The sequence below is a fragment of the Vibrio sp. S234-5 genome (assembly GCF_000960595.1).
Lineage (GTDB): Bacteria > Pseudomonadota > Gammaproteobacteria > Enterobacterales > Vibrionaceae > Vibrio.
This window is the reverse complement of sequence record NZ_JZAM01000362.1, coordinates 126,070-149,275: the sequence shown is the minus strand read 5'-3', so window position 1 is coordinate 149,275 and position 23,206 is coordinate 126,070. Positions and strand designations below refer to the sequence as shown.

Sequence of the window (23,206 nt, the reverse complement as noted above, 5' to 3'; positions counted from 1 at the left end):
ATGTCAGAAAGAAAGCAAGGTCGTCGTAGCGCTGAAGCGGCAGAGCAAACCAAATGCGAGATCCTCAAAATCGCGGCAGATATGTTTGCTACCCTCGGCTTTGAGCGGGTTTCGTTACGTAATATCAGCGAGCGAGCGGGTGTCTCGCACAGCCTGATCCGCCATCATTTCGGTAGCAAAGAGAAGATTTGGCAAGAGATCAGTGACGCTTTGGATGACTATCTGCAAACCTACATTACCGAATTGATTCGTGAGATTTCGCAGCAAAATAGCGATTGTGCTCAGCAAATTTACGAATTTTTAGTGCGCATGTGCGCGTTTACGTTGGTGCACAAACAGCCGATCCAATTGATTGCCGATGCGGTTCGCCAAGACGACAATGCGCTACTGGAATATTTCCTGCGTTCCAAAGACGAATTCGCTGCCGCGTTTGAGCCGCTTTACACCCAATACAACTTACGCCACCCTGAAAAACCGATCTGCATGTGGGAAATGAAATGGCAAATGCTACTGCATGCCCATGGCGCATGCAGTTTAACGCCATTTCTTGGCGAAACCTGGCCGGGCATCAGCGATGCCGATACACTTCTACTTAAGCATTGGGAATTGTTTAACCAGCAGATTGCTAGACAACTCAATATCCATCAGGACAAGATGATTCATCCCAGCAAACTGGACGATATTGTTATTGAAGTGGCCTGCCGTACCCAGTAATCCCTCACAATGAAAAATTGCACGAAACGCCGTTGCCAAGCAAGGGCGTTTCTGCACCAGCAAAGCAGTAAGCACATCATTAAGCCAACCCCGAACGCTCCACCTTCTCTCTTCAAGGCCAGCGCGGCTTCCAGCCCAGCCGTTGTATTTGCCGCCTCAGGTACATAATCGCCGTTGAGATAATCGACACGCATCTGTTCTGTGATCACTATTTTGGCCGTTTCTTTGCCGCTAAGCACACGGTTGATCCAAGTCGAGTAGTCTTGAATTTCAGTAAATACCGACGTAACGGGCCACTGCGGATCACCACACGTCTGCGGGCCAAAACTGGTCAAGCCCACTTGGACAAGCGTGCCGTTGTTGTTCCAGTAGACAGGGCCACCAGAATCGCCATGACAAGTGCTGTTTTTCAGCTGCGATGCACTGCTATAGTTGCCATCGAAACAGATCTGCTTTGAGGTAAGGTAACGACCCGCGGAAAATGTCGCAGCGCAAATATCGTTTGCAACATAGTTAAGCGAAGCGGCTAGTAGGCGCGTGTCACTGTCATCATTGGTTTGGGTATTACCATGCCCGACAGTGAAAAATGGCTGCCCGGCACTTCGATACGATTCATCGCTTGGTCGCACTATCACATCATTAATCGCATCGATATTCATCGCTGTGGCCAGTTTCAACACCGCGATATCATCGGGAAACAACACTTGCGCGCTGTCGATAAAGCTGTCCGGGTAGTAGATCTCGCTCACCCGTAGCCTTTGAATATTGCCAAAGGGATACTGCTTTTCATCTTGCAGTTGTGGCACCACCACCATAAATAAAGGCAGTGAAGCGGAACCCGTCACGCAGTGCGCTGCGGTTAATACATGCAGAGGGTCGAGAATACTCGCACCACAATAGGGGCCTGAATAATAGATACCGTTGTATTCGAGCGAGTCATAGTAAAGGCTGGCAATTGAGGAATAATCGGAAACACTGACCACATCGCCATTGACCACACGAGTTTGTGGCAAAGATTGCGCGCATAGCACAGCTGATGCCAGCATGGTGGCGGCAACCAGCGAACAACGGGATAAAGAAGTGATAGAAAACATAACACCGCGCCCCCAGATAGAAGCGCGGTGTTGATTGGAGAAAGCAAGCTCACTTGCTTAGGGATTCAGCACAACGCTTCGTTAACCACGGTAGTAGCGTTGCGGTACAAAAGGCATTTTCTCTACCGCCATCGGTAGCAGCTTGCCACGAACTTCGGCAAACACTTCGGTGCCAATCTCAGTAAGGTCCGCTCGTAAGTACGCCATAGAAACTGGTTTACCTGCATTCGGACCTGCGGTACCACTGGTTACTACACCCACTTTATTACCATCTGCGTCGAAAAGTTCAGCCCCTTCACGAACGGGAGCTTTAGTTAAACCCACCAAACCAACACGTTTGCGGGATACATCTTTGCTTTCAATTTGTTTTAGGATGATGTCTGCGCCGGGAAAGCCACCCTCACGCTCACCGCCTGTGCGACGCACTTTCTGAATTCCCCAAAGCAGGCTCGCTTCCACTGGCGTGGTGGTTTGATCGAGATCGTGACCATAGAGACACAAACCACACTCCAAACGGAGAGAATCACGCGCGCCCAGACCAATCCATTCCACTTCTTGCTCCGCAGTCAGTGCACGAGCCAGCGCTTCTGCTTTGTCGGCGGGAACCGAGATTTCGTAGCCGTCTTCTCCAGTATAGCCGCTGCGAGAGATGATGCATTCTTCGCCCAGCAATTCGAGTTTCTGCACATCCATAAACAGCATCTCAGCCACTGCTGGTTGGAAACGCGCGAGAACTTCAGCGGCTTTCGGACCTTGAATCGCCAACAGAGCGCGATCATCAATCACTTCCAGCTCAACATCCGAAGGAATGTGTGCTTGCAAATGGTTAATGTCCTGCTCTTTACAAGCCGCGTTCACCACAACGAACAAATGGTCGCCAAGGTTTGCCACCATCAGATCATCCATGATGCCGCCCTGCTCATTGGTAAAGAAGGCATAACGCTGCTTACCTTGCGCAAGATCGATAATGTCAACGGGAACCAGAGACTCAAGAAACGCCGCTGCACCTTCACCGTGTAATCTGAGCTGTCCCATATGAGAAACATCAAACAAACCTGCTGCGTCACGCGTGTGCAGGTGCTCTTTCTTCACACCTAGCGGATATTGAACTGGCATATCGTAACCAGCAAACGGCACCATTTTGGCGCCCACTTCAATGTGTAGCGCGTGAAGCGGTGTTGTCAGTAATTCTTGGTCAGAGTGTTCTTGAGTCATTTTCGTCTCCATTAGCTAGACCCAGCACAGCGATCTATCAGCAATTAAGTTGAGCAGTTTTCCACCAAGGGAAAATTCTGTTTCCTATAATAAACACGAGCTAACGAGTTTTGCACGATCAACTCGTTTAGAACCGTTCAAAATGTGACATTTAACAATTTAGTCACAACCGAAAGAGGTAACAACAACGCCGAAATGCGGGTTTTATCAGCAAATCGGCGCTATTGTAATTAAGATTTCCGTAAAAGCAAACGTTTGCCTTCACTATAGGAAATTTACATCTTGTTAGCACTATTTGGCGGTCACCCACAAAATGTGTGCATCTTCGTCACTGACCGACACCAACATGTGCCCCATATTGGCATCGTAGTAGACACTGTCACCTTCGCTAAGCACCACAGGTTCGTAGAATTCTGAGAAGAATTGTACCGCCCCAGAGAGAATCAACAGGAACTCTTCCCCGTCATGGCGAACCCAATCCCCGTACTCATCAAAACTACGCGCATGAACCACGCTTTTGAATGGCATCATTTTCTTATTGGAAAGTTGTGTTGCTAGTAACTCATGCTCGTAGGTTTGGGTTGGGTGTGACTTACCCAGCCCTTTCTTGGTGATATCCCGACGGCCAGTGGCCACTTTTTTTCTTGGTGGCTCAAAGAGTTGTGGCATATCAATCTTCAGACCGTGCGCCAATTTCTGCATCGCTTGAAAGGTTGGCGAGATCTGTTCGTTCTCAATTTTACTTAAGGTTGAACGTGCCAAGCCCGTGCGTTGACTCGCCTCTTCGAGGGTGATTCCCAACTTGGCGCGCACCTCTTTAATTCGCTGACCGAGCTTAAGCGGCTCGATATTTTGCTCTTGCGACTCTTTCGCCAGTGTCAGAGATGGGTACTCATCATAGAAATCTTCCGACATATTTCCCTCGTATTTATTCTTCGCTTCCTGTTCAAAAATCATTGTGCATGAAGCCTAAAGTGGAGAAAAGTGCAGCAGGGTAAATAAAGCGTGCTCTTGTTAACAAAAAACGCAACCATGTTTCCTATAGGAAATTTTCGGTTGATTGTTCAGTTAACAACGGGTATGTTACCAACTTGTTAGTTGAAGAGATGCTTTTTCCGCACGCATTGACCGAAGGAAGTAACGTCGATCTGCGGCCTTTTGTACCCATTTGGGATGGATTTCGCTCTGAACAGGACGGCTAATTTATAGCCGGTTCAGCTAATACAAAGGACTGTCGAATCAGAGAACGACGGTACACAGATTCGACAGATGATTGAAAGGTTATCTACCATGAACAGCACTTACCAAAACCACAGCTTGGAAAATTTTTTCTCCACTAACTTGTCAGCAACCGACGATGCGGTGTTTGCTGGTATCCAAGCTGAATTCACCCGCCAAAACGAACAGATTGAGCTCATCGCTTCTGAGAACATTGTCTCGAAAGCGGTGATGCAAGCCCAAGGCACCTGCCTGACCAACAAATACGCTGAAGGTTATCCCGGTCGCCGCTATTACGGTGGTTGTGAACACGTTGATACCATCGAAGCGATTGCTATCGAGCGCGCGAAAAAACTTTTTAGTTGTGAGTACGCAAACGTTCAACCCCACTCTGGCGCGCAAGCCAACGGGGCCGTTAAGCTCGCTCTCCTTCAACCGGGCGACACCATTTTAGGTATGTCGCTTGATGCTGGTGGCCATCTTACTCACGGCGCTCGCCCTGCGCTTTCAGGCAAATGGTTCAACGCGGTGCAATACGGGGTGGATAGCCAAACACTCGAGATTAATTACGATGACGTTCGCGCCTTAGCGCTTGAGCATCAACCGAAGATGATCATCGCAGGCGGCAGTGCCATTCCACGCACCCTCGATTTTGCCAAGTTCCGGACGATTGCCGATGAAGTTGGCGCGCTGCTGATGGTCGATATGGCGCACATTGCAGGCTTAGTCGCAACCGGCGCTCACCCTAGCCCACTGCCACATGCTCATGTAGTCACGACGACAACGCACAAAACTCTGCGCGGCCCTCGCGGCGGTATGATCTTGACCAATCACGAAGAGATCAGCAAAAAAATCAATTCTGCGGTTTTCCCCGGTTTGCAAGGCGGACCATTAATGCACGTTATCGCGGCTAAAGCGGTGGCGTTTGGTGAGGCGCTTGGCCCTGAGTTCAACACTTATATCGATTCGGTGATCAATAACGCAAAAGTTCTGGCTGAAGTGTTGCAAACTCGCGGCTGTGACATTGTGACTGGCGGAACGGATACGCACTTGATGCTGGTTGACCTGCGTCCGAAAGGACTAAAAGGCAACAAAGCAGAAGAAGCATTGGAGCGTGCAGGGATCACATGTAACAAAAATGGCATCCCATTCGACACGGAAAAACCTATGATTACATCGGGTATCCGTTTGGGTACACCAGCAGGCACCAGCCGAGGCTTTGGCGCACAAGAATTCAAACTCATTGGTCATTGGATTGGCGATGTACTGGATGGATTGGTAGACAACCCTGAAGGTAACGCTGAAGTAGAGCAACGCGTGCGCAAAGAAGTGAAAGCACTGTGCGGCCGCTTCCCTCTTTACCAATAAACCGATTTTAAATCCTAGTAAGATATTTGGAGATTAAGCAATGGACAAAACACTGAAGTTTACAGATAGCCACGAGTGGGTACGTGACAACGGTGATGGTACTGTAACTATCGGTATCTCTGAGCACGCACAGGAATTGCTGGGCGATGTGGTATTCGTCGACTTGCCAGAACTGCAAGCAGAATTCGAGGCAGGCGATAGCTTCTCATTGGTCGAATCCGTGAAAGCGGCTTCTGACATTTATGCGCCTGTCACTGGTGAGATTGTTGAAGTCAACGAAGAGCTTTCTGACAGTCCAGAACTAATCAACGAAGAACCTTATGAGGGCGGTTGGATTGCGAAGATCAAGATGGCTGACCCATCTGAACTGGATAATCTCAAAGATGCAGAAGAGTATCTAAGCTCTATCGAAGAAGATTAATTAAGACATTTCGACATAAAGCTGCCGGCACCGTGGGCAGCTTTTTTTCAAGGCTGAACGACCCAAAGCGCATGCTAAGAAACGCAGAGGACACACAGCTTATTTGAAGGTAAAGGACCATGACTGAATTACTTCAAAGCCTCAACACACAACATGAGTTCGTTGCTCGCCACAACGGACCGAATCAATCTGACCAGCAAAAAATGCTGCAAGCGATCAACGTCGCAAGCCTTGACGCCTTGATCGAGCAAACCGTTCCTGCGCAAATTCGCTTGGAAAAGCCGATGCAGCTTGCGCAAGCGAAAAGCGAAGCAGACATGCTACTAGCGATGAAACAGTTCGCCAATCTAAACCAAGTGAAACGTACTTTCATCGGCCAAGGTTACTACAACACGCTGACACCGAATGTCATTTTGCGTAACGTGCTGGAAAACCCGGGTTGGTACACCGCCTACACGCCATACCAACCAGAAATTTCTCAAGGTCGATTGGAATCGCTGTTGAACTATCAACAGATGGTGATGGACCTAACCGGCATGGACATTGCGAACGCGTCGCTGCTTGATGAAGCCACTGCAGCGGCCGAAGCGATGACCCTTTGTCAACGTGCTGGTAAGAGTAAGAGCCAAGTGTTCTTCGTCGCCGACGACGTTCACCCACAAACCATCGAAGTGGTTAAAACGCGGGCCAAATACTTTGGTTTTGATGTGGTCATCGGCGCGCTAGATGCTCTGCCTCAAACTGAAGCGTTCGGCGCACTACTGCAATACCCGGGCACAACCGGTGAAGTCCGCGATCTCACCGAGATCATTGCTAAAGCGCAAGCGAACAAAACATTGGTTTCTGTCGCCACTGATTTGCTCGCGTCTACCCTACTCAAGCCAGCAGGCGAAATGGGCGCTGACGTGGTTATTGGCAGCGCGCAGCGTTTCGGCGTTCCAATGGGCTACGGTGGTCCGCACGCAGCGTTTATGGCCACGCGCGAGCAACACAAACGTACTATGCCGGGCCGCGTGATTGGCGTTTCTATTGATGCCAAAGGCAACCAAGCATTGCGTATGGCGATGCAAACTCGTGAGCAACACATTCGCCGCGAGAAAGCGACGTCAAACATCTGTACGGCTCAGGCGCTGCTTGCCAATATGGCCTCTTTCTATGCCGTTTATCACGGCGCGCAAGGCCTTCGCACCATCGCTCGTCGCACGCACCACATGACCGCGATTTTGGCAGCTGGCCTGACCAAAGCGGGTTTTGAACTGGCCCACAACGCTTTCTTTGACACCATCACCATCAACACCGGTGACCAGACTCAAGCGCTTTACGCTAAAGCGCAAGCCGCCGACCTCAACCTACGTTTGCTTGAGGGTCAGATCGGCATCAGCTTTGACGAAACCACCACGGTTACTGACGTCGAAGCACTCTTTGCTATCTTCGGCGTGAATGAAACCGTCAACGCTCTTTCAAGTGACATTGCAAGCAACGAATTTGCCGCGATTCCAGAAAACTGTCGTCGCACGAGTGAGTATTTGACCCACCCAGTATTCAATACCTACCACAGTGAAACGCAAATGATGCGTTACCTGAAAAAGCTTGAAAACAAAGACTTCTCGCTGACACACGGCATGATTCCACTCGGCAGTTGCACGATGAAGCTCAACGCAGCGGCAGAGATGATTCCGGTCACTTGGCCAGAATTTGGTGCTCTGCACCCATTTGCGCCGATTGAACAAGCCGCGGGTTACACTGCGCTTGCGGAAGATCTTAAAGCTAAGCTGTGTGAGATCACGGGTTATGACGCGTTCTCGCTGCAACCCAACTCGGGCGCATCTGGCGAATACGCTGGCCTAGTGGCGATTCAACGCTACCATGAAAGCCGTGGTGAAGGTCATCGTAACGTCTGCTTGATCCCAAGCTCAGCCCACGGCACGAACCCAGCCACGGCCTCTATGGTGTCGATGAAAGTCGTGGTGGTGAAATGCGATGAAAACGGCAACGTTGATCTGGTTGATTTGGCAGACAAAATCGAGAAGCACAAAGAAAATCTCTCTAGCATCATGATCACTTACCCTTCAACGCACGGCGTGTATGAAGAGCAAGTGAAAGAAGTATGTGAAATGGTTCACGCTGCTGGCGGTCAGGTTTACCTTGATGGTGCCAACATGAACGCGCAGGTTGGCTTAACCTCTCCGGGCTTTATTGGTTCAGACGTGTCGCACCTTAACCTGCACAAAACCTTCTGTATTCCGCACGGCGGTGGCGGCCCGGGTATGGGCCCTATCGGTGTGAAATCGCATCTTGCGCCTTTCCTTCCGGGCCATATCGAAAACGGCGTGCAAGGCAAAGAGTTCGCGGTTTCGGCTGCCGATCTCGGCAGTGCGTCTATCCTGCCAATTTCTTGGGCCTATATCGCCATGATGGGTGCCGACGGCTTAGCAGAAGCGACGAAAGTAGCTATCCTCAACGCGAACTACGTGATGGAGCGTCTACGCCCGCACTACCCTGTGCTTTACCGCGGTAAGAACGGCCGTGTCGCGCACGAGTGTATTATCGACATCCGTCCGCTCAAAGAAGAGACAGGCATCAGCGAGGAAGATATCGCTAAGCGTTTGATGGACTACGGTTTCCATGCGCCAACCATGTCTTTCCCAGTGGCAGGCACCTTGATGGTTGAGCCAACTGAATCGGAAGACCTGGCGGAGCTTGATCGCTTCTGTGACGCGATGATCGCGATTCGTCAAGAAATCACTGCAGTCAAAGAAGGGGCATGGCCACTTGAAGACAACCCGCTGGTTAATGCGCCGCATACTCAAGTGGATCTGATGGCAGAAGAGTGGACACACCCTTACCCACGTGAGTTGGCGTGTTTCCCTTCAGTTGCAACCAAGAAATCCAAATACTGGCCGACGGTTAACCGCGTGGATAACGTCTACGGAGACCGTAATTTGATTTGCTCTTGCCCGAGCATTGATAATTATGCCGATTAGTTCCGTATAAATACACATCAAGGCGGGCCAATTGTTGGCTCGCCTTTTTTCTATTACTTGGTTTATCGCTTAGGAAAAGACTAAAAAACGTTCTGTCCGAGTTGCACATAAAAAAAGGCCCACCAGCAAGTGGTGGGCAAAAAAGCAGTTGATCGTGATAGTTTAATTAGAAGAAGTATTTGAAGCGAATACGAGCGCCTAGATCTTTATTGTCGCTGTCGCTTTGTTTTGAGTAGTAAGTACCCAAGTAGATGTTTAGTGCATCAACATCCCATACATTGGCGATTTCGTAAGATGCGTAAGTGGTGTTTAGCTTCGTTTTTGTCGCATTGGTTTCGTCTTGTGAATAAACGTGACCTAAACCAAAACCGCTCACCAACAGGTTGGCGCCAATGGTTGATTGCTCTTTAGTTTGGCTATCAAAATCGCGGAACGCGTAGTTCAGGTTTACACTAACTGCGTCTGCAGAGTAGTTTGCTGTTACGCCGTAGCCCATGAAATCGTTGTCGGCATCTTTCTTATCAGCCGTCACGTTGGCTTCCAGACCACCCGCTACGCGGAAAGAATCTGTCGCTTGGAACGAAACAACTGGACGCAGGAACACAGCGTTGTTGTCAGCATTTGACTCGTCTTTGAACAGAGAAGCCACTTCGAAGTACACGCTATCGAACGTTTTAGAGAAAGCAACTTGACCGTTGTCACCACGACCACGCGCAGCATTAGCACGGTATGGTTCATCACCCGCATACGCCAGCATAGTGTCTTGGCCTACAGGGAACAGATCGTATGCTTCAAAACGACCCACTTTTAGTTCCCAATCGGCTTTTTTACCCATCGCAAACCAAGCGTCATCTAGATTTACGTTACCTGAAGTATCCAGTAGAGGCTGCGCTTGCATCTTGATGTAGCGATCGCCAGAAACCGTGTGCTCAGCGGCAACTTGTACCAAAATACGGCCATTTTGATTCAGTTCTTGTTTATTTGTTGCATTTTTATCGGTGTAATCAAGGTTAAATTCCACATCACCACCGATAGAGAATGCACCCATATCGTTTTCAATAGAAACGCCCGCTTGAGCGTTAATGGCAGCAGATACAAGTACAGAGGCAAGCGAAAGTTTTACAAGAGTGTTCATTATTGGTTTTCTCCAATGATTTATATCATTTGTAATTATCAAATCATATTTAGGGCGATGTTGCTGCCCTTAATCCCTGCACATCAAAGTGGGTTTTCTCCGATGTGACTCCCGAACGATCACTGCATTGTAAGATTTACACGACCGGAAGCGCTTGCATCATACATTCACCATTCATATTTATTAAGTGATCATGGTCACGAGTGGGAACGTTCCATAGCGATGTGTTTGATAATAATCTATAGGCATCACGAATTTGGAAAATAGTTCGAGCAGTAAAATAAATGTTGGCATGATTTTTATGTTAATTTATTTCACGAATTAAAATAAATCCGTGTGAGACGGATTGTTTCTCAACCTTAAATCAACATTTGTTTTATTTAGAAAAAGCTAATAAATAGAAACCTATTAGCTTAAATGAAGGCATTTCCACTTTAGCAGAAATTAAAATGTGATACAGATAACACTATTAATATAGATGTAACTAAATTAGAAATAACGTTTTTAAGAAAATTTACTGCGGAAAACAAAATACACAGCGCCAAGCAGACATAATCCAGCCCACAAATAGTCCAACTTCAACGGTTCGCGCAAATAAAAGAGAGAGAATGGAACAAAAACGGTCAGAGTAATCACTTCTTGAATAATTTTTAACTGACCGACATTCAACTCCGTGTAACCAATACGGTTCGCAGGAACCTGTAACAAGTATTCAAACAGTGCGATACCCCAGCTGATCAGCGCAGCAACAATCCATGGCTTATTGTTCAGTTCTTTAAGATGAGCGTACCAAGCGAAAGTCATAAAGACATTACTGCATACCAACAGCCCAATGCTGACGACGATAGGATTCATGACCGACTAGACTACAGAGAACCGCAATATTACGGCGGCGATAGCATAGCGTAAATCCATAAGCTGGCAATGGTATCAAGTGTCTATTTTTTCAAGCGCTCAACTGTCGATAACGTCACTCAAACAATCTACTGAACGTGAGGAGTTGCGGTACCGCAAAATAAAACCGCTGACCATAGAAATCGCAATGGTTCAGCGGCTGTTTTGGCTAACGCCAGATTATACACGAAATGAAAGACCCAAGGCGGCCATCTTATCGGCCATTCCGCGTACATCCTGCGCTTGACCCGCCAACTCATCCACATCTCGCGCATTCGAGTTTGATGCAGTTTTTATGTTAATCAAACTCTGGCTGATCTCTTTAGCCACCACGCTTTGCTGCTCAGCGGCGGTCGAAATATGGATGGCGGAATCATCAATCGCTTCTACCGCTTGATTCAGCGATTCGATCTCAGCACGCGCTTCCCGAGTCGATTCAATACAAGATTGCGCTACGTCAGTGCCACTTTGCATGGTTGATTTCAAAAGATGCAGCGCATCAAAGATCTCTTGCATGGAACTTTGTATTCCTTCGACTGCTTTTTGCGTTCTTTGACTGAGTACCCGAACTTCGTCCGCCACTACCGCAAAGCCCCTTCCCTGTTCGCCCGCACGTGCCGCTTCAATTGCGGCATTCAGCGCCAACAAGTTGGTCTGCTCCGCAACCCCCTGGATTTCAGACATCACGTTATCAATGGCGGAGATTTTGTTCGCCATCAGTTCGGTGTTTTGCGCCGAGGCATTCACTTCTTTGGCCAACATCGAAACCTGCTGTTCTGCCGCAATCACTTTCTCATTAGATCGCTGACAGAGTTGAGCAGCAAGATGCACTTGTTCCGATGAAAGTGCGCTGTTTCTGGCCACTTCAGAAATGGTCGCGACCATCTCTTCAACCGCAGTCGCGATGGAGTCGAGATCCTCGTTCTGAATGCGAATGCTGTTGCTTGTTCTGCCGGAGATTTGTTCCAGTGTTTTGACTCGGGTGAGTAAATCCCGACTGGCGTCCAAGACTCGCCCGAGAATAGTCTGATTGCGCCCTTCATCCATCAACAAATGAAACTCGGCTTGATTGGACGGATTGGTGCAGAAAATCCAACGAGACACACTGTCGTATTGACGCTGAAGTTGTTGGTTAAAGTTCGGATAAACCACCAACTCGTTGTAAAACAGAGTGAAGAAAAGCACAGGAAACAAAAGACTGAGGTAAGCACTATGCAGAATGCTTCCCGCCGTGATCGCCACAGAACAGAGGGCTACAAGCACGAGCTTGAGCTGATTACTGATCACCAAACGGGATTTGACGGGTTTGCTTTGCCGCAGTGCTTGATACGCCATTTCGGCCCTCGCACGTACTTTCGGATCGAGCTGACGCCTTACCGACTGGTATCCAACCAGCTGATTGTGTTCATAAATCGGGGTAACAAAGGCATCCACCCAATAGTAGCGGCCGTCTTTACAGCGATTTTTTACTGCCCCACGCCATGCCGTGCGCTGCTTCAGGTGTTCCCAAAGATCTTTAAACGCCTCTTTAGGCATATCCGGGTGTCGAACCATGTTGTGGTTCTTGCCGATCATCTCTTCACGCTCATACCCCGCGACCTGACAAAACGCGTCATTGGCATAAGTGATCACCCCTCTTGTGTCTGTCGTCGAGACTAACTCCATCTCCTTTCCAAACTTAACCTCTTCGTCAACAATGTGATTATGCTTTTTCATGCTGCCCCCAACTGAGCTCTTTTTTTACAGTATAGGTGCAAATAAGCATATCAATTGATTTTAAAGCTCTGTTTGTTCAATACTCTGATTTATATAGTGATTTCTATCAACACAATTTGTAACAGAATTTAACTTCTTTTAATTCAGCACGATATAAAAATAGTTCGTTAGATAGCGGCACTGAACTACTCAGGGAAAAGTACTAATCCAACCGGTTTACAGGCTTGTTAATTGACTAAGAACGTTCTGAGCGGGTTGCTGCTCTCTTAATCCTGATCACGCTCCTCAATCGGCATTGACCATGGGTCTTCATCGGCATCATGTGAAAACGTTAGCAAGATCTCTAATGAATTGTTTTAGATGGTAAAATTAATACCTATTTTCTTAAACTGCGATGCCAGCAATTGCTTTGTTTTCATTGAGACGGTTTAATAGCGGCAAGCAAAAATGAGGTAGACCATGATCACCATTAAAGAGGTTGCGAAAGAGGCTGGCGTATCCATCGCAACGGTTTCTCGGGTTATTAATAAATCCCCAAAAGCAAGCAAAGCATCGGTAGAAGCCGTTACCCAAGCAATGACTAAGTTGGGCTACCGCCCCAACGCCGCCGCTAAAGCGCTAGTCAGCCAGAGTACCAATACCATTGGCGTATTGGTTGGCGATGTGTCCGACCCGTTTTTCGGAACCTTGGTCAAAGCGGTGGACCAAGTTGCTCGAGAAAACGGCAAACATTTGTTGATTGGCAACGGTTATCACAACGCCGACGAAGAACGTCAGGCGATTGAGTTGCTGATTAATAACCGTTGTGACTCTTTAGTGATTCATTCCAAAGGATTGACCGATCAAGAGTTAGTTCACTTTGCCAACGAAGTCCCCAGTTTGGTCATCATTAACCGCCACATCCCGGAAATCGCTGAGCGCTGCATCTCGTTGGACAATTTCAAAGGGGCCTATTTGGCGACGCGTTTTCTGATCCAAAATGGCCATGAGCAAATCGCCTGTATCGCCTCTAGTCACACGATTGAAGATGCGGATCAGCGCGTGCAAGGCTATCTCGCAGCCCTGCAAGAACACAACATCCAGCTTTCCAACCTGTACATTGAATACGCAGAACCAAATAGCGATGGGGGTGAAAAAGCGATGACCAACTTGCTGAGTAAATCACTGCCTCTAACTGGCATTGTCGCTTACAACGATTACATGGCTGCAGGTGCGCTATCCGTGCTGGATGAAAATGGGCAGAAGGTTCCAGAGCAGGTCTCCATCGTCGGTTTCGATGACGGCTTAATCGCGCGTTATGTTCATCCGCGGCTGACAACGGTACGCTACCCTATCCAAATGATGGCGGAAAGAGCGGCGCAACTTTCTATCGAATTGTCAAAGCAGCAGCCCATTAACGACCAAAGCACGATTCTTTTTTCGCCCACGTTGGTACGACGAGACTCAGTCAAACGTCTGTAGCGCATGAGTTAACCCCTGAAAACGCAGGGCTTAACTCACACTTTCAAAAGGCAAACTGATAACGGGTGGTGAAGTCGTAGTTCTCCTCTGGCCTGAGAATACAACTTGCTTGCGGCCACTCTAAGTGATTTGGCGAATCGGGTAAAAACTGCGTTTCCAGCGCAAGCCCTTGATAATCATGATACTTTTCACCCAATCGATTTGGCGTACCCGCCAGCCAGTTTCCGGTATAGAGCTGCATCGCGGGTTTGTCTGTGACCAGTGTCATTTGCACTTGGCCATCGCTCGACATGACGCGCGCAACAGGCTGCGAAATATCGCGATCTCGCCTAAACAAATAGCTGTGGTCATAACCTTTGGCCAGCTCTTGCTGTGGATCTTGCAAAAGGCGATGAGCAATACGTTTAGGCTGAGAAAAATCAAAACTGGTCTGTTGCACCGGCTGACACTTACCGAGCGGGATACCTGCCGCATCAATCGGCAAAAATAGATCCGCCTCAATCTGCAATTGATGCTCAAGACAAGTGGCACCCTTGTCTGCGCCATCTAAGTTAAAGTACGCGTGATTGGTTAAATTAAGCGGCGTCGCTTTGTCTGTGGTCGCCAAAAAGCGAATGACCATCTGATTGTCTTCACTTAATGTGTAGCAAACTTGCGCATCGACATTGCCAGGGAAACCTTGATCACCATCGCTTGAGTGTAAAGAAAAAGTGACGCTATTGGCTGATTGCGCGGCCACGTTCCAGCGACGTTTGTTAAAACCCTCTTTGCCGCCATGTAAACAGTTACCCGCTTGGTTGGTCGAAACCTGATACTCAATGCCGTCGATTTTAAAGTAGCCATTGGCGATGCGATTTGCATAGCGTCCCACCGTTACCCCCATGTAACTTGCTTGACGCTGGAAATCTTGCATGTTCCCCACTCCGAGCAGGACTTCCCTTCGCTCACCACTCGCCAACGGCAAACGGCAGCTCAACCATGTCGCACCAATATCCATTAGTGTGACCGACATCCCTGAGCAATTGACCAGTTCAATGACACGGACAGGCAACCCATCTTCCGCAGCCTGCTTTGTCATCGACTCTTTGAGTTTCATCATCATAGCGTTCACTTCTTTCTCTACAGCACGGCCATTAAACCTGCGCCCGCTTTCGCTTGGCAGACATAGATAGATGCGTTTAGACCTGTTGCCTGCGGGTATTTCTCTTCGACCACCGCTTTGACAGGTTCGACGAGCGCAGGTGGAACCAGCGCCACCACGCAGCCTCCGAAACCGCCCCCCGTCATGCGCACACCGCCTTGTTCGCCAATCACGCCTTTGACGATCTCAACCAAGGTGTCTATCTCTGTGACGGTAATTTCGAAGTCATCGCGCATTGAGGCGTGTGACTGCGCCATCAGTTCGCCCAATCGTTTCATGTCTTGGGCGCGTAGGGCTTGAGCCGCTTCAACGGTGCGCTCGTTTTCGCTGATCACGTGGCGAGCACGTTTTGCCACCGTTTCATCCAACTGAGCAACTTTTGCCTTGAACTGCTCCATCGTCACATCACGCAGCGCTTTAACGCCGAAACTGCGTGCGGCGTCTTCACATTGCAGACGACGGGTGTTGTATTCACTATCGACCAAGCCGCGTTTTTTGTTTGAGTTGATGATCACCACCGCCATCTCTTCCGGCATGGATACCGCCTCGGTTTCTAAGCTGCGGCAATCTAACAGCATTGCGTGGTTGTCTTTTCCTTGAGCGGAAATCATTTGATCCATGATGCCGCAGTTACAGCCGACAAACTCATTTTCAGCTTGCTGGCCGTTTAGCGCGATCTCCGCTTGGCTGATGTCTAGATGATACAGCTCTTTGAACGTTTGCCCGATAACCACCTCTAAGGCCGCCGATGAACTCAAGCCCGCGCCTTGTGGCACATCACCGCTGACGGAAATATCAGCGCCGCCAAACGGATAACCGCGTGCGAGGAGGCACTTCACCACGCCGCGAATGTAGTTTGCCCACATCTTGTCTGGCTGGAAGAGAATCTCTTGCGTGATGTCGAACTCATCAAGCGCATTGCCGTAATCGACCGAGACCACGCGCACCAGGTTGTCCTCCCGCTTTGCTGCCGCCACAACGGTTTGGTAGTTAATCGCACAGGGCAAGACAAAACCGTCATTGTAATCAGTGTGCTCACCAATCAGGTTCACCCGCCCCGGCGCTTGAATAAGGTGGGTAGGCGTATAGCCAAGCACCGTTTGAAAGGCGCTTTTTACTTTTTGGATCAATTCAGACATTGGACTTCTCACTTCATCTAATTTCAATTTGGGGGAGAATGTCTCACCCAAACATCGCCACGGCGACTGATGTCATGCGCATTGTTGTTGACGATACGCGCTATTTATTGCTCTTTGTAGTGGACATCACTGAGATCGCGTAGACGCTGCGCGGCTTGCTCAGCCGTTAAATCGCGTTGGTTTTCGGCAAGCATTTCATAACCGACCATAAATTTACGCACGGATGCGCTACGCAGCAGTGGCGGGTAGAACAACGCATGCAGTTGCCAGTGGTCAATATCAGTGCCTTCTGCAAAAAATGGTGCGTAGTGCCATCCCATCGAATACGGGAACGAGCATTGGAACAAGTTGTCGTAGCGGCTGGTGAGCTTCTTGATTGCAAGGGCGAGATCATCTCGCTGCGCGTGATTCAACTCACTCATGCGGCGAATATGCGTTTTGGGCAGCAGCATGGTTTCAAACGGCCACGCCGCCCAGTAAGGGACGAGCGCCACCCAGTGCTCAGTTTCGACCACGATGCGCGAGCCGTCTTGCAACTCCGCTTGCACATACTCAAGCAGTAAATTGCGTCCATGCTGTTGATAATACGCTTTCAAGTTCTGCTCTTTGCGTTCAATTTCATTAGGGAGAAAGCTGTTTGCCCATATTTGACCATGCGGGTGCGGCTGAGAACAGCCCATGGTTTCACCCTTGTTTTCAAACGCTTGTACCCAAACATAAGCTTTGCCAAGCTCTTCGATTTGCTCATTCCAGGTGTCAATCACCCCACGAATTTTCTCCACTGGCAGTTCTGGCAAAGTTTTGCTGTGATCTGGGGAGAAACAGATCACTCGGCTAAGGCCGCGCGCCCCTTGGGTTTTAAATAGTGGGTTGTCTGACTCTGGCGCTTCCGGTGAATCTTCTATCAAGGCGGCGAAGTCATTGTTAAACACATAAGTGCCTTGGTAATCTGGATTGACATCGCCAGAGATGCGTTCGTTGGTCGGGCAAAGGAAACACTTTTCATCGTAGCTGGGCAGTGTCGTTACTGCTGGTTTCTCATCAGCACCGCTCCAAGGACGCTTTGCACGATGGGGAGAAACCAGTATCCATTGCCCAGTTAATGGGTTGTAACGACGATGAGGATGGTCCACTGGATTAAATTCAATATTCGGCATCTTACTTACTCAATGTTATGTAAAACCGTCGCCTTGCGACGGAGAAATATCAGTACCCTTGCGGATTGTTCGATTGCCACTTCCAAGTGTCTGCGGCCATTTCCGCTAAGGTGCGAGTCGCCTTCCAACCCAACTCACGCTCAGCTTTCTCGGTGCTGGCCCAACACTGCGCGATGTCGCCCGGACGGCGCGGGCAAAGCTCATAGGGCACAGCTTTACCACTCGCTTTAGAAAAAGCATCAACCATTTCTAAGACACTGGAGCCCTGACCCGTACCGAGGTTGTAAATGTGTAGGCCCACTTTTCCACCCACCTTTTGCAAGGCCGCGATATGTCCATCAGCCACATCCATCACGTGAATGTAGTCACGCACGCCAGTGCCATCGACTGTTGAGTAATCGTTTCCATAGATCGACAGTTTCTCGCGTCGGCCAACCGCCACTTGCGCAATAAACGGCATCAAATTATTCGGAATTCCTTGTGGATCTTCTCCCATCAAGCCAGATGGATGCGCCCCTACTGGGTTGAAGTAACGCAATAAGGTGATGCTCCAATCTTTCTCGGCGTAGTAGAAGTCGCTTAAACACTGCTCTACCATATGTTTGCTACGACCATAGGGATTAGTGGTTGCCCCAGTAGGAGAAGATTCGGTAACCGGGACTTGTGCAGGATCGCCATACACCGTCGCCGAAGAGCTAAATATCAGGCTCTTTACACGCGCTTTACGCATGCAACGAGCTAACACCAAAGATCCATTGACGTTGTTGTCGTAATAGTCTAGTGGTTTACTCACCGATTCTCCGACCGCTTTTAAACCAGCAAAGTGAATCACTGCCTGAATATCATGCTGACGAAAAAGAGAATCGAGAAACGCTTCGTCACGAATATCGCCTTGATAAAAAGTCGCAGGTTCACCGCTTAAGGTTTCAATACGCTCTAACACCGCAATGTTTGCGTTGCACAGATTATCGATGATGATCGGTTTTATACCCGCTTCAATCATCTGCACACATGTGTGGCTACCGATATAGCCGATCCCACCCGTTACCAGTACGTTCACTTGTTATCTCCACCTTGTGCTTATCTCATCTCGGCAATGCTACTTCAGCCAGCCAAATGCTTTGTTACTGACAGTTTAACAATGAAGTGATTGGTGGGTCCGTGATCAAAGCCGCAAAGTGTAAACGTTTCCATCTGCATTTAAATCTTGTGGAGGTGCGGCTCAATATTGATTCATCGTGAAGCGAGAGCGAGCAAAAAAAAAAGCCAGCGGGTCACGCCGCTGGCTCAATCATGGACAAAAGGTTGAAAGCTTACTGCGCTGAAACGGGCTCAACGGCGACGTGATCTTGCTGCATGAGCTCCGGCGTAAAACCTTCATGCAAACGGTAAAAACGCCAATAAACGATGCCACTGAGCACCATCATGATGGCGGGAAAGCCGATCATCATAAACTCTAGTCCTGCGATCGTGGCCGCCGATTGCGCCACATTCGGTTGATAACCCACCACGGAAAGGCCAATACCAACAATGAAACCGCCAGCTGCACCCGCGAATTTAACCAGCATGGTCTGCACCGAGAAGATAACACTCTCACTGCGACGGCCCGTTTTATGTTCACCATAGTCAACCACATCTGCCAGCATCACGGTTTGCAAGGCGTTGGCGATACCGACACCAAATTTAATCGCCGCGCCAGCCATCCCTATCATCAATGCGTTGGCTGGTGCAATAAAGCCCATCAGCAGTAAGAGCACGCAAGAAAGCACCGGGAAGCCGCAAGCAATCAGCCAGAGATTTTTCCGTGGTAAGGCTGCGGCGATACGTGGGAACAAAAATACCCCAGCCACTTCAGCCACGCCCGCCACCATCATATACACGGGGAATAGATCCGCATCGCCAAGGGCATAGGAGAAGTAGTAAATCGCGAAACCGCCCACCAATAGGTTAGCAATTTGGAATGAGAGCACAGTACCAATCAAGGCTTTCAACTGATCGTTTTTACCAATAATGGTCAGCACATCTTTAAAGTTAAATTTTTCTGCCGAAGGCGTTTTGACTGGCACCGCTTGCTCTTTCACGTTTCGTGCAATCAAGAAAGCACTCATCACAAACAGCACTGCAATCAGCATCGCCACGTTAAAGAAACCATCGCCTTGATTGCCATTGCCCAACTCACCAACAATATGCAGACCATACGTTCCGGTAATAAACCAAGCTAGGCTCGCAAACAGTCGTGGCCACACCACCAGTTTTTCGCGCTCTTGACGTGAACTCGACAGCGCTGGGATCATCGACCAGTAAGGGATATCCATAATGGTATAGGTCAGCCCCCAGAGGATGTAAGCGGCAGCGGCATAGATGTACAGCGCTGTGCCTTCAAACATATGTGTACTAAAAAGGCCAACCAACACAATCGCGTTTAGCAGTGTGCCGATCACAATCCATGGACGGAATTTACCGAATTTGGAACGGGTGTTATCGACAATCACCCCCATCATCGGATCGGTGACCGCATCGATAATCCGTGCGGCTAAAAAGATCGTACCGACGAAAGCGGCCGATAAACCAGCCACATCGGTGAAGTAGAACATTAAAAAGATGTAGATGGGCGCGCAGGCAAAATCTTTGCCGAGCGCACCCAAGCCGTAGGAGAGTTTGGTTTGTAGAGTAATTTTATCAGACATAATCAATCCTTAATGCCATTTAACTAACCCCATCTCCGAGGTTACGTTGGCGGTTTGTATTTATCGTTCGTATGGAATTTAGCGACTAAGCGGATGGGTTACTGTGATCGGCCATGACTTATTGGAAACGTTTACAATAAATATATCAAAATGAGATCCAACGCAGGATTAGGTACTTGAACAAGCCGCAAAATCCGCAGGGTAAGCGCATAGATAACGCATAAGTGCTAGTGTGATCGATTACATTATTCGCCGAGAAAAGCACAACGCCAAACGGCAGGTTGCTCATTTGGCGTTGTGTTACCTCTCAGATCGAGAACATGGATAGGAAACTCAGGATGGCACTCGCTCGAATCGGACCAACATCGCGCTTTCGGCATCCAAAATCGGCATGGTTAACCCGACCGTCTCACACCACGCCCCAGACAGCTCACAGCCTGATTCTGTCCAGGGCGGCTGATAGTTCACTATCTCTTGATAGTTGCTCGGCTTATCCAACACCGTCACCCGGTAGATCGCTTCTGCGGCTAATCCCGGCAGGCGAAAATGACCGCTCAGCGAACTGGTTGGCATCGCCAGTTGAGCGATCAAAACCACCGCTTCGGATTGGTCATTGGCAACCACGGCATGAATTTGATGAGCGTCATCGTCACTGGGCACCCGCCACGTTTTGCCACTGTGCAGTAGCGGACGCAACATTTTGTGCAGCTCAATATAGCGCTCAAAACCCTGCTTTTCAGCTTGCTCTTCTTTGACAGGATCAAGCTCAATCCCCATGTGGCCAAAGAGTGCCGTCAGTCCACGAAATTCGATACTGTGACGGCGACGCGTGCTATGACAATGGCTGGCACCAATATGGCTACCCATCACCTCAGGAGGGAAGAAATAGCTCATGCCTCGCTGAATGGTTTGCCGTTCCAGCGCATCGTTGTTGTCTGAAGGCCAAAAACGGTGAGTGCGTTTTAACACCTCAAAATCAATCCGACCTCCACCCGCCGCGCAAGATTCAATCTCCACCTGAGGATGTTTGGCACGCACTTTATCCACCAATTGGTAGTAACGCACAGTTTGCTGATGCGCTGCCGCTCGGCCGAAATGCGCAGGCTGAACCACTTCACGGTTCATGTCCCATTTGATATAGGCAATGTGGTAAGTCAACAAGAAATGATCCAAGCGCTCAAATACGTAGTGGAACGCCTCATCATTTTGCAGATCGATCACATACTGATGACGACCGGTTGGCTGCTCATACCCCTCGATGGCCAGCAACCAGTCTGGATGTGTGCGGAACAAGTCCGAATCTTTGTTGATCATCTCAGGTTCAAACCACAGACCAAACTCCATGCCGAGTTGGTTGACCCGCTCGATGATCGGCTGCAAACCATTTGGGTATTTCGCCTCACATAAGAACCAATCGCCAAGCCCAGCTTTGTCACCATTACGTCCTTTAAACCAACCATCATCAATGATAAAACGCTCAACACCCATCTGCGCCGCTTGTTCCGCCATGGAAAGGATGTAGTGCGGATCATGGTCGAAATAGATGCCTTCCCACGTGTTCAGATGGATCGGGCGCGGCTTGTTTTTAAAATCGTTTGGCAAGATAACGTGACGAACGTGCGCGTGAAAATGGTGGCTCATGCCATTAAGGCCCATATCGCTGTAGCTAGCGTACAGCCAAGGAGTGGTCACGCTCTCCCCTTCGTTAAGCGCCACTTCACCAGGCAGATAAATCACTTCTGCCTGTATAGCGCGTCGACCATCCGCTTTGACATCGACGCGTAACCTGTGGTTTCCACTCCAAGCAAAGTGAAAGCCCCACACATCGCCACTCATTTCATCAAAATGGCGAGTGCCGACCACCAGAGCCGGATAGTGCTCATGGGAAGTGCGCCCGCGGCGGTTCTCCTGTTGATAACCGCCTTGCAGCAAAGGCTGGCGAACGGTTTGAAACTCATGCACCCAGCGCCCGTAATAAGTCATCAGTTCCTTGGCTCGTGCAGGCAAAGGCAGCGTATTGGCCAAACGGTTGACTTGATACACCCCAGTTTTGATGTTGGTTAAAGTGTGGCGCGTTTGCAGCACGTCATGCTCATCGAGTAGAAGCTCCGTAGTTAGCCGCAAGCCAGCAACACAATCGTCACTTTCAATCAGCACTCCGTTTCGGCCTTGTTCAACTTGGTGAATAACGAATACCGGAGCCCAATCTTGGCCATCACGATGCCCTTCTACGCCTGGGCTGCTGAAAATGCCTCGCCCAAGTTCGGGGCTGAGCGTCATTGCGACATCATTATCCAAACGTCCATAAGGGACAGGCCGCGATAAAGAGAGCGTTTGTTCCGCCAACTCGCCGCCGATTTTCTTCCCCCAGTGCAAAATTTCTGCGTATTCTCCCAACTCCAAAACGATCTGCGTCTGCTGGCCACAAAGCGTAATGATTTTTTTGTCTACCATATTGATTAACCCATGATTGGTGATGCGAGCATGATAACCAACGCAGAGATTCTTTCTGTGAGCCAGTGCAAATCAGTGGAAACGATTACAAACAAGGGTCGTGAATGATGAAATAACCAACAACCATGCACCAACCAAAGTAGAGATACTGAATTCCGCCTGATTACCCGACTTCATACTCCTCAACACGCTTGGTGCTCACACTGGTCAACTCTTATTCTCACGGAACTGAGCCATTTATGGCAGTATAATTTGATCTGCATCACACGGTTTTTGCTGAAATGGTCATGCTAACAAAAATGCCACACACATCATGAAAACGTTTCCAAACTATCTTTACAATCTTATACTGGTTAGCACACCGCCAATACGCTTTACTTGTGCCAATCGACGCAGACGATTTGCTCT

The 23,206-nt window shown here is 49.0% G+C and carries 17 protein-coding genes; 5 read left to right on the top strand and 12 right to left on the bottom strand.

All coding sequences use genetic code 11. The features are described from left to right. Positions 1-714 (top strand): TetR/AcrR family transcriptional regulator, encoded by a 714-nt coding sequence (locus UF06_RS21000; protein WP_045572178.1) that lies wholly within the window; start codon positions 1-3, stop codon positions 712-714. Here UF06_RS21000 and UF06_RS20995 read toward each other — a convergent pair. From UF06_RS20995 to UF06_RS20985, 3 genes are all read right to left on the bottom strand, one after another. Continuing rightward, positions 660-1,808 carry a trypsin-like serine protease gene (locus UF06_RS20995; protein WP_082069799.1) on the bottom strand — a complete coding sequence of 383 codons (1,149 nt, stop codon included), beginning with the start codon at positions 1,806-1,808 and terminating at the stop codon, positions 660-662. The two genes, UF06_RS21000 and UF06_RS20995, sit on opposite strands and share 55 nt — an antisense overlap. Before the next feature lie 81 nt (positions 1,809-1,889). After that, positions 1,890-3,023: a glycine cleavage system aminomethyltransferase GcvT gene (gcvT, locus tag UF06_RS20990; RefSeq protein ID WP_045572177.1), complete on the bottom strand. Its 1,134-nt coding sequence runs from the start codon at positions 3,021-3,023 to the stop codon at positions 1,890-1,892. Between the two features lie 291 nt (positions 3,024-3,314). Then, the gene (locus UF06_RS20985; protein WP_045572176.1) at positions 3,315-3,938 is read right to left on the bottom strand and encodes an XRE family transcriptional regulator; all 624 of its coding nucleotides are present in this window, start codon (positions 3,936-3,938) and stop codon (positions 3,315-3,317) included. 375 nt (positions 3,939-4,313) lie between these two features. Between UF06_RS20985 and UF06_RS20980 the strand changes: the two genes are divergently transcribed. The 3 genes from UF06_RS20980 to gcvP all read left to right on the top strand — a co-directional run bounded on the left by UF06_RS20980 (position 4,314) and on the right by gcvP (position 9,014). Next, entirely contained in the window at positions 4,314-5,609 is a 1,296-nt protein-coding gene (locus tag UF06_RS20980) for a serine hydroxymethyltransferase (RefSeq protein WP_045572175.1), read from the top strand. Between the two features lie 40 nt (positions 5,610-5,649). After that, complete coding sequence (gcvH, locus tag UF06_RS20975; RefSeq protein ID WP_045572174.1) at positions 5,650-6,030, top strand: glycine cleavage system protein GcvH; 381 nt, start codon at positions 5,650-5,652, stop codon at positions 6,028-6,030. 119 nt (positions 6,031-6,149) lie between these two features. Continuing rightward, on the top strand, positions 6,150-9,014 hold the full coding sequence (gene gcvP / locus UF06_RS20970) for an aminomethyl-transferring glycine dehydrogenase (RefSeq protein ID WP_045572173.1): 2,865 nt from the start codon (positions 6,150-6,152) through the stop codon (positions 9,012-9,014). A gap of 166 nt (positions 9,015-9,180) precedes the next feature. Here the strand turns inward: gcvP and UF06_RS20965 are convergent, their stop codons facing one another. The 3 genes from UF06_RS20965 to UF06_RS20955 all read right to left on the bottom strand — a co-directional run bounded on the left by UF06_RS20965 (position 9,181) and on the right by UF06_RS20955 (position 12,759). After that, on the bottom strand, positions 9,181-10,149 hold the full coding sequence (locus tag UF06_RS20965) for a carbohydrate porin (RefSeq protein WP_045572172.1): 969 nt from the start codon (positions 10,147-10,149) through the stop codon (positions 9,181-9,183). A gap of 504 nt (positions 10,150-10,653) precedes the next feature. Next, the gene (locus tag UF06_RS20960) at positions 10,654-11,004 is read right to left on the bottom strand and encodes a DMT family protein (protein WP_045572171.1); all 351 of its coding nucleotides are present in this window, start codon (positions 11,002-11,004) and stop codon (positions 10,654-10,656) included. A 219-nt stretch (positions 11,005-11,223) separates the two neighbouring features. Further along, positions 11,224-12,759: a methyl-accepting chemotaxis protein gene (locus tag UF06_RS20955; RefSeq protein WP_045572170.1), complete on the bottom strand. Its 1,536-nt coding sequence runs from the start codon at positions 12,757-12,759 to the stop codon at positions 11,224-11,226. A 459-nt stretch (positions 12,760-13,218) separates the two neighbouring features. Here UF06_RS20955 and UF06_RS20950 point away from each other — a divergent pair, with 459 nt between their 5' ends. Next, entirely contained in the window at positions 13,219-14,220 is a 1,002-nt protein-coding gene (locus tag UF06_RS20950; protein ID WP_045572169.1) for a substrate-binding domain-containing protein, read from the top strand. A 43-nt stretch (positions 14,221-14,263) separates the two neighbouring features. Here UF06_RS20950 and galM read toward each other — a convergent pair whose 3' ends face one another. The 6 genes from galM to UF06_RS20920 form a co-directional block, all read right to left on the bottom strand. Continuing rightward, positions 14,264-15,322 carry a galactose-1-epimerase gene (galM, locus tag UF06_RS20945; protein WP_045572168.1) on the bottom strand — a complete coding sequence of 353 codons (1,059 nt, stop codon included), beginning with the start codon at positions 15,320-15,322 and terminating at the stop codon, positions 14,264-14,266. 17 nt (positions 15,323-15,339) lie between these two features. After that, positions 15,340-16,500 (bottom strand): galactokinase, encoded by a 1,161-nt coding sequence (gene galK, locus UF06_RS20940; protein ID WP_045572167.1) that lies wholly within the window; start codon positions 16,498-16,500, stop codon positions 15,340-15,342. 104 nt (positions 16,501-16,604) lie between these two features. Next, positions 16,605-17,657, bottom strand: coding sequence for a UDP-glucose--hexose-1-phosphate uridylyltransferase (locus UF06_RS20935; protein ID WP_045572166.1), 1,053 nt, complete (start codon positions 17,655-17,657; stop codon positions 16,605-16,607). 49 nt (positions 17,658-17,706) lie between these two features. Further along, complete coding sequence (gene galE, locus UF06_RS20930) at positions 17,707-18,717, bottom strand: UDP-glucose 4-epimerase GalE (RefSeq protein WP_045572165.1); 1,011 nt, start codon at positions 18,715-18,717, stop codon at positions 17,707-17,709. Positions 18,718-18,970: 253 nt separating this feature from the next. After that, complete coding sequence (gene melB / locus UF06_RS20925; RefSeq protein WP_045572164.1) at positions 18,971-20,344, bottom strand: melibiose:sodium transporter MelB; 1,374 nt, start codon at positions 20,342-20,344, stop codon at positions 18,971-18,973. A gap of 333 nt (positions 20,345-20,677) precedes the next feature. Next, positions 20,678-22,798 (bottom strand): alpha-galactosidase, encoded by a 2,121-nt coding sequence (locus UF06_RS20920; RefSeq protein WP_045572163.1) that lies wholly within the window; start codon positions 22,796-22,798, stop codon positions 20,678-20,680. Between the last annotated feature and the right edge of the window lie 408 nt (positions 22,799-23,206).

Excerpts from the sequence above, each read along its gene's own strand:
- UF06_RS21000 (WP_045572178.1), top strand. The coding sequence starts at position 1 with ATGTCAGAAAGAAAGCAAGGTCGTCGTAGCGCTGAAGCGGCAGAGCAA.
- UF06_RS20995 (WP_082069799.1), bottom strand. The coding sequence starts at position 1,808 with ATGTTTTCTATCACTTCTTTATCCCGTTGTTCGCTGGTTGCCGCCACC.
- gcvT (WP_045572177.1), bottom strand. The coding sequence starts at position 3,023 with ATGACTCAAGAACACTCTGACCAAGAATTACTGACAACACCGCTTCAC.
- UF06_RS20985 (WP_045572176.1), bottom strand. The coding sequence starts at position 3,938 with ATGTCGGAAGATTTCTATGATGAGTACCCATCTCTGACACTGGCGAAA.
- UF06_RS20980 (WP_045572175.1), top strand. The coding sequence starts at position 4,314 with ATGAACAGCACTTACCAAAACCACAGCTTGGAAAATTTTTTCTCCACT.
- gcvH (WP_045572174.1), top strand. The coding sequence starts at position 5,650 with ATGGACAAAACACTGAAGTTTACAGATAGCCACGAGTGGGTACGTGAC.
- gcvP (WP_045572173.1), top strand. The coding sequence starts at position 6,150 with ATGACTGAATTACTTCAAAGCCTCAACACACAACATGAGTTCGTTGCT.
- UF06_RS20965 (WP_045572172.1), bottom strand. The coding sequence starts at position 10,149 with ATGAACACTCTTGTAAAACTTTCGCTTGCCTCTGTACTTGTATCTGCT.
- UF06_RS20960 (WP_045572171.1), bottom strand. The coding sequence starts at position 11,004 with ATGAATCCTATCGTCGTCAGCATTGGGCTGTTGGTATGCAGTAATGTC.
- UF06_RS20955 (WP_045572170.1), bottom strand. The coding sequence starts at position 12,759 with ATGAAAAAGCATAATCACATTGTTGACGAAGAGGTTAAGTTTGGAAAG.
- UF06_RS20950 (WP_045572169.1), top strand. The coding sequence starts at position 13,219 with ATGATCACCATTAAAGAGGTTGCGAAAGAGGCTGGCGTATCCATCGCA.
- galM (WP_045572168.1), bottom strand. The coding sequence starts at position 15,322 with ATGATGATGAAACTCAAAGAGTCGATGACAAAGCAGGCTGCGGAAGAT.
- galK (WP_045572167.1), bottom strand. The coding sequence starts at position 16,500 with ATGTCTGAATTGATCCAAAAAGTAAAAAGCGCCTTTCAAACGGTGCTT.
- UF06_RS20935 (WP_045572166.1), bottom strand. The coding sequence starts at position 17,657 with ATGCCGAATATTGAATTTAATCCAGTGGACCATCCTCATCGTCGTTAC.
- melB (WP_045572164.1), bottom strand. The coding sequence starts at position 20,344 with ATGTCTGATAAAATTACTCTACAAACCAAACTCTCCTACGGCTTGGGT.
- UF06_RS20920 (WP_045572163.1), bottom strand. The coding sequence starts at position 22,798 with ATGGTAGACAAAAAAATCATTACGCTTTGTGGCCAGCAGACGCAGATC.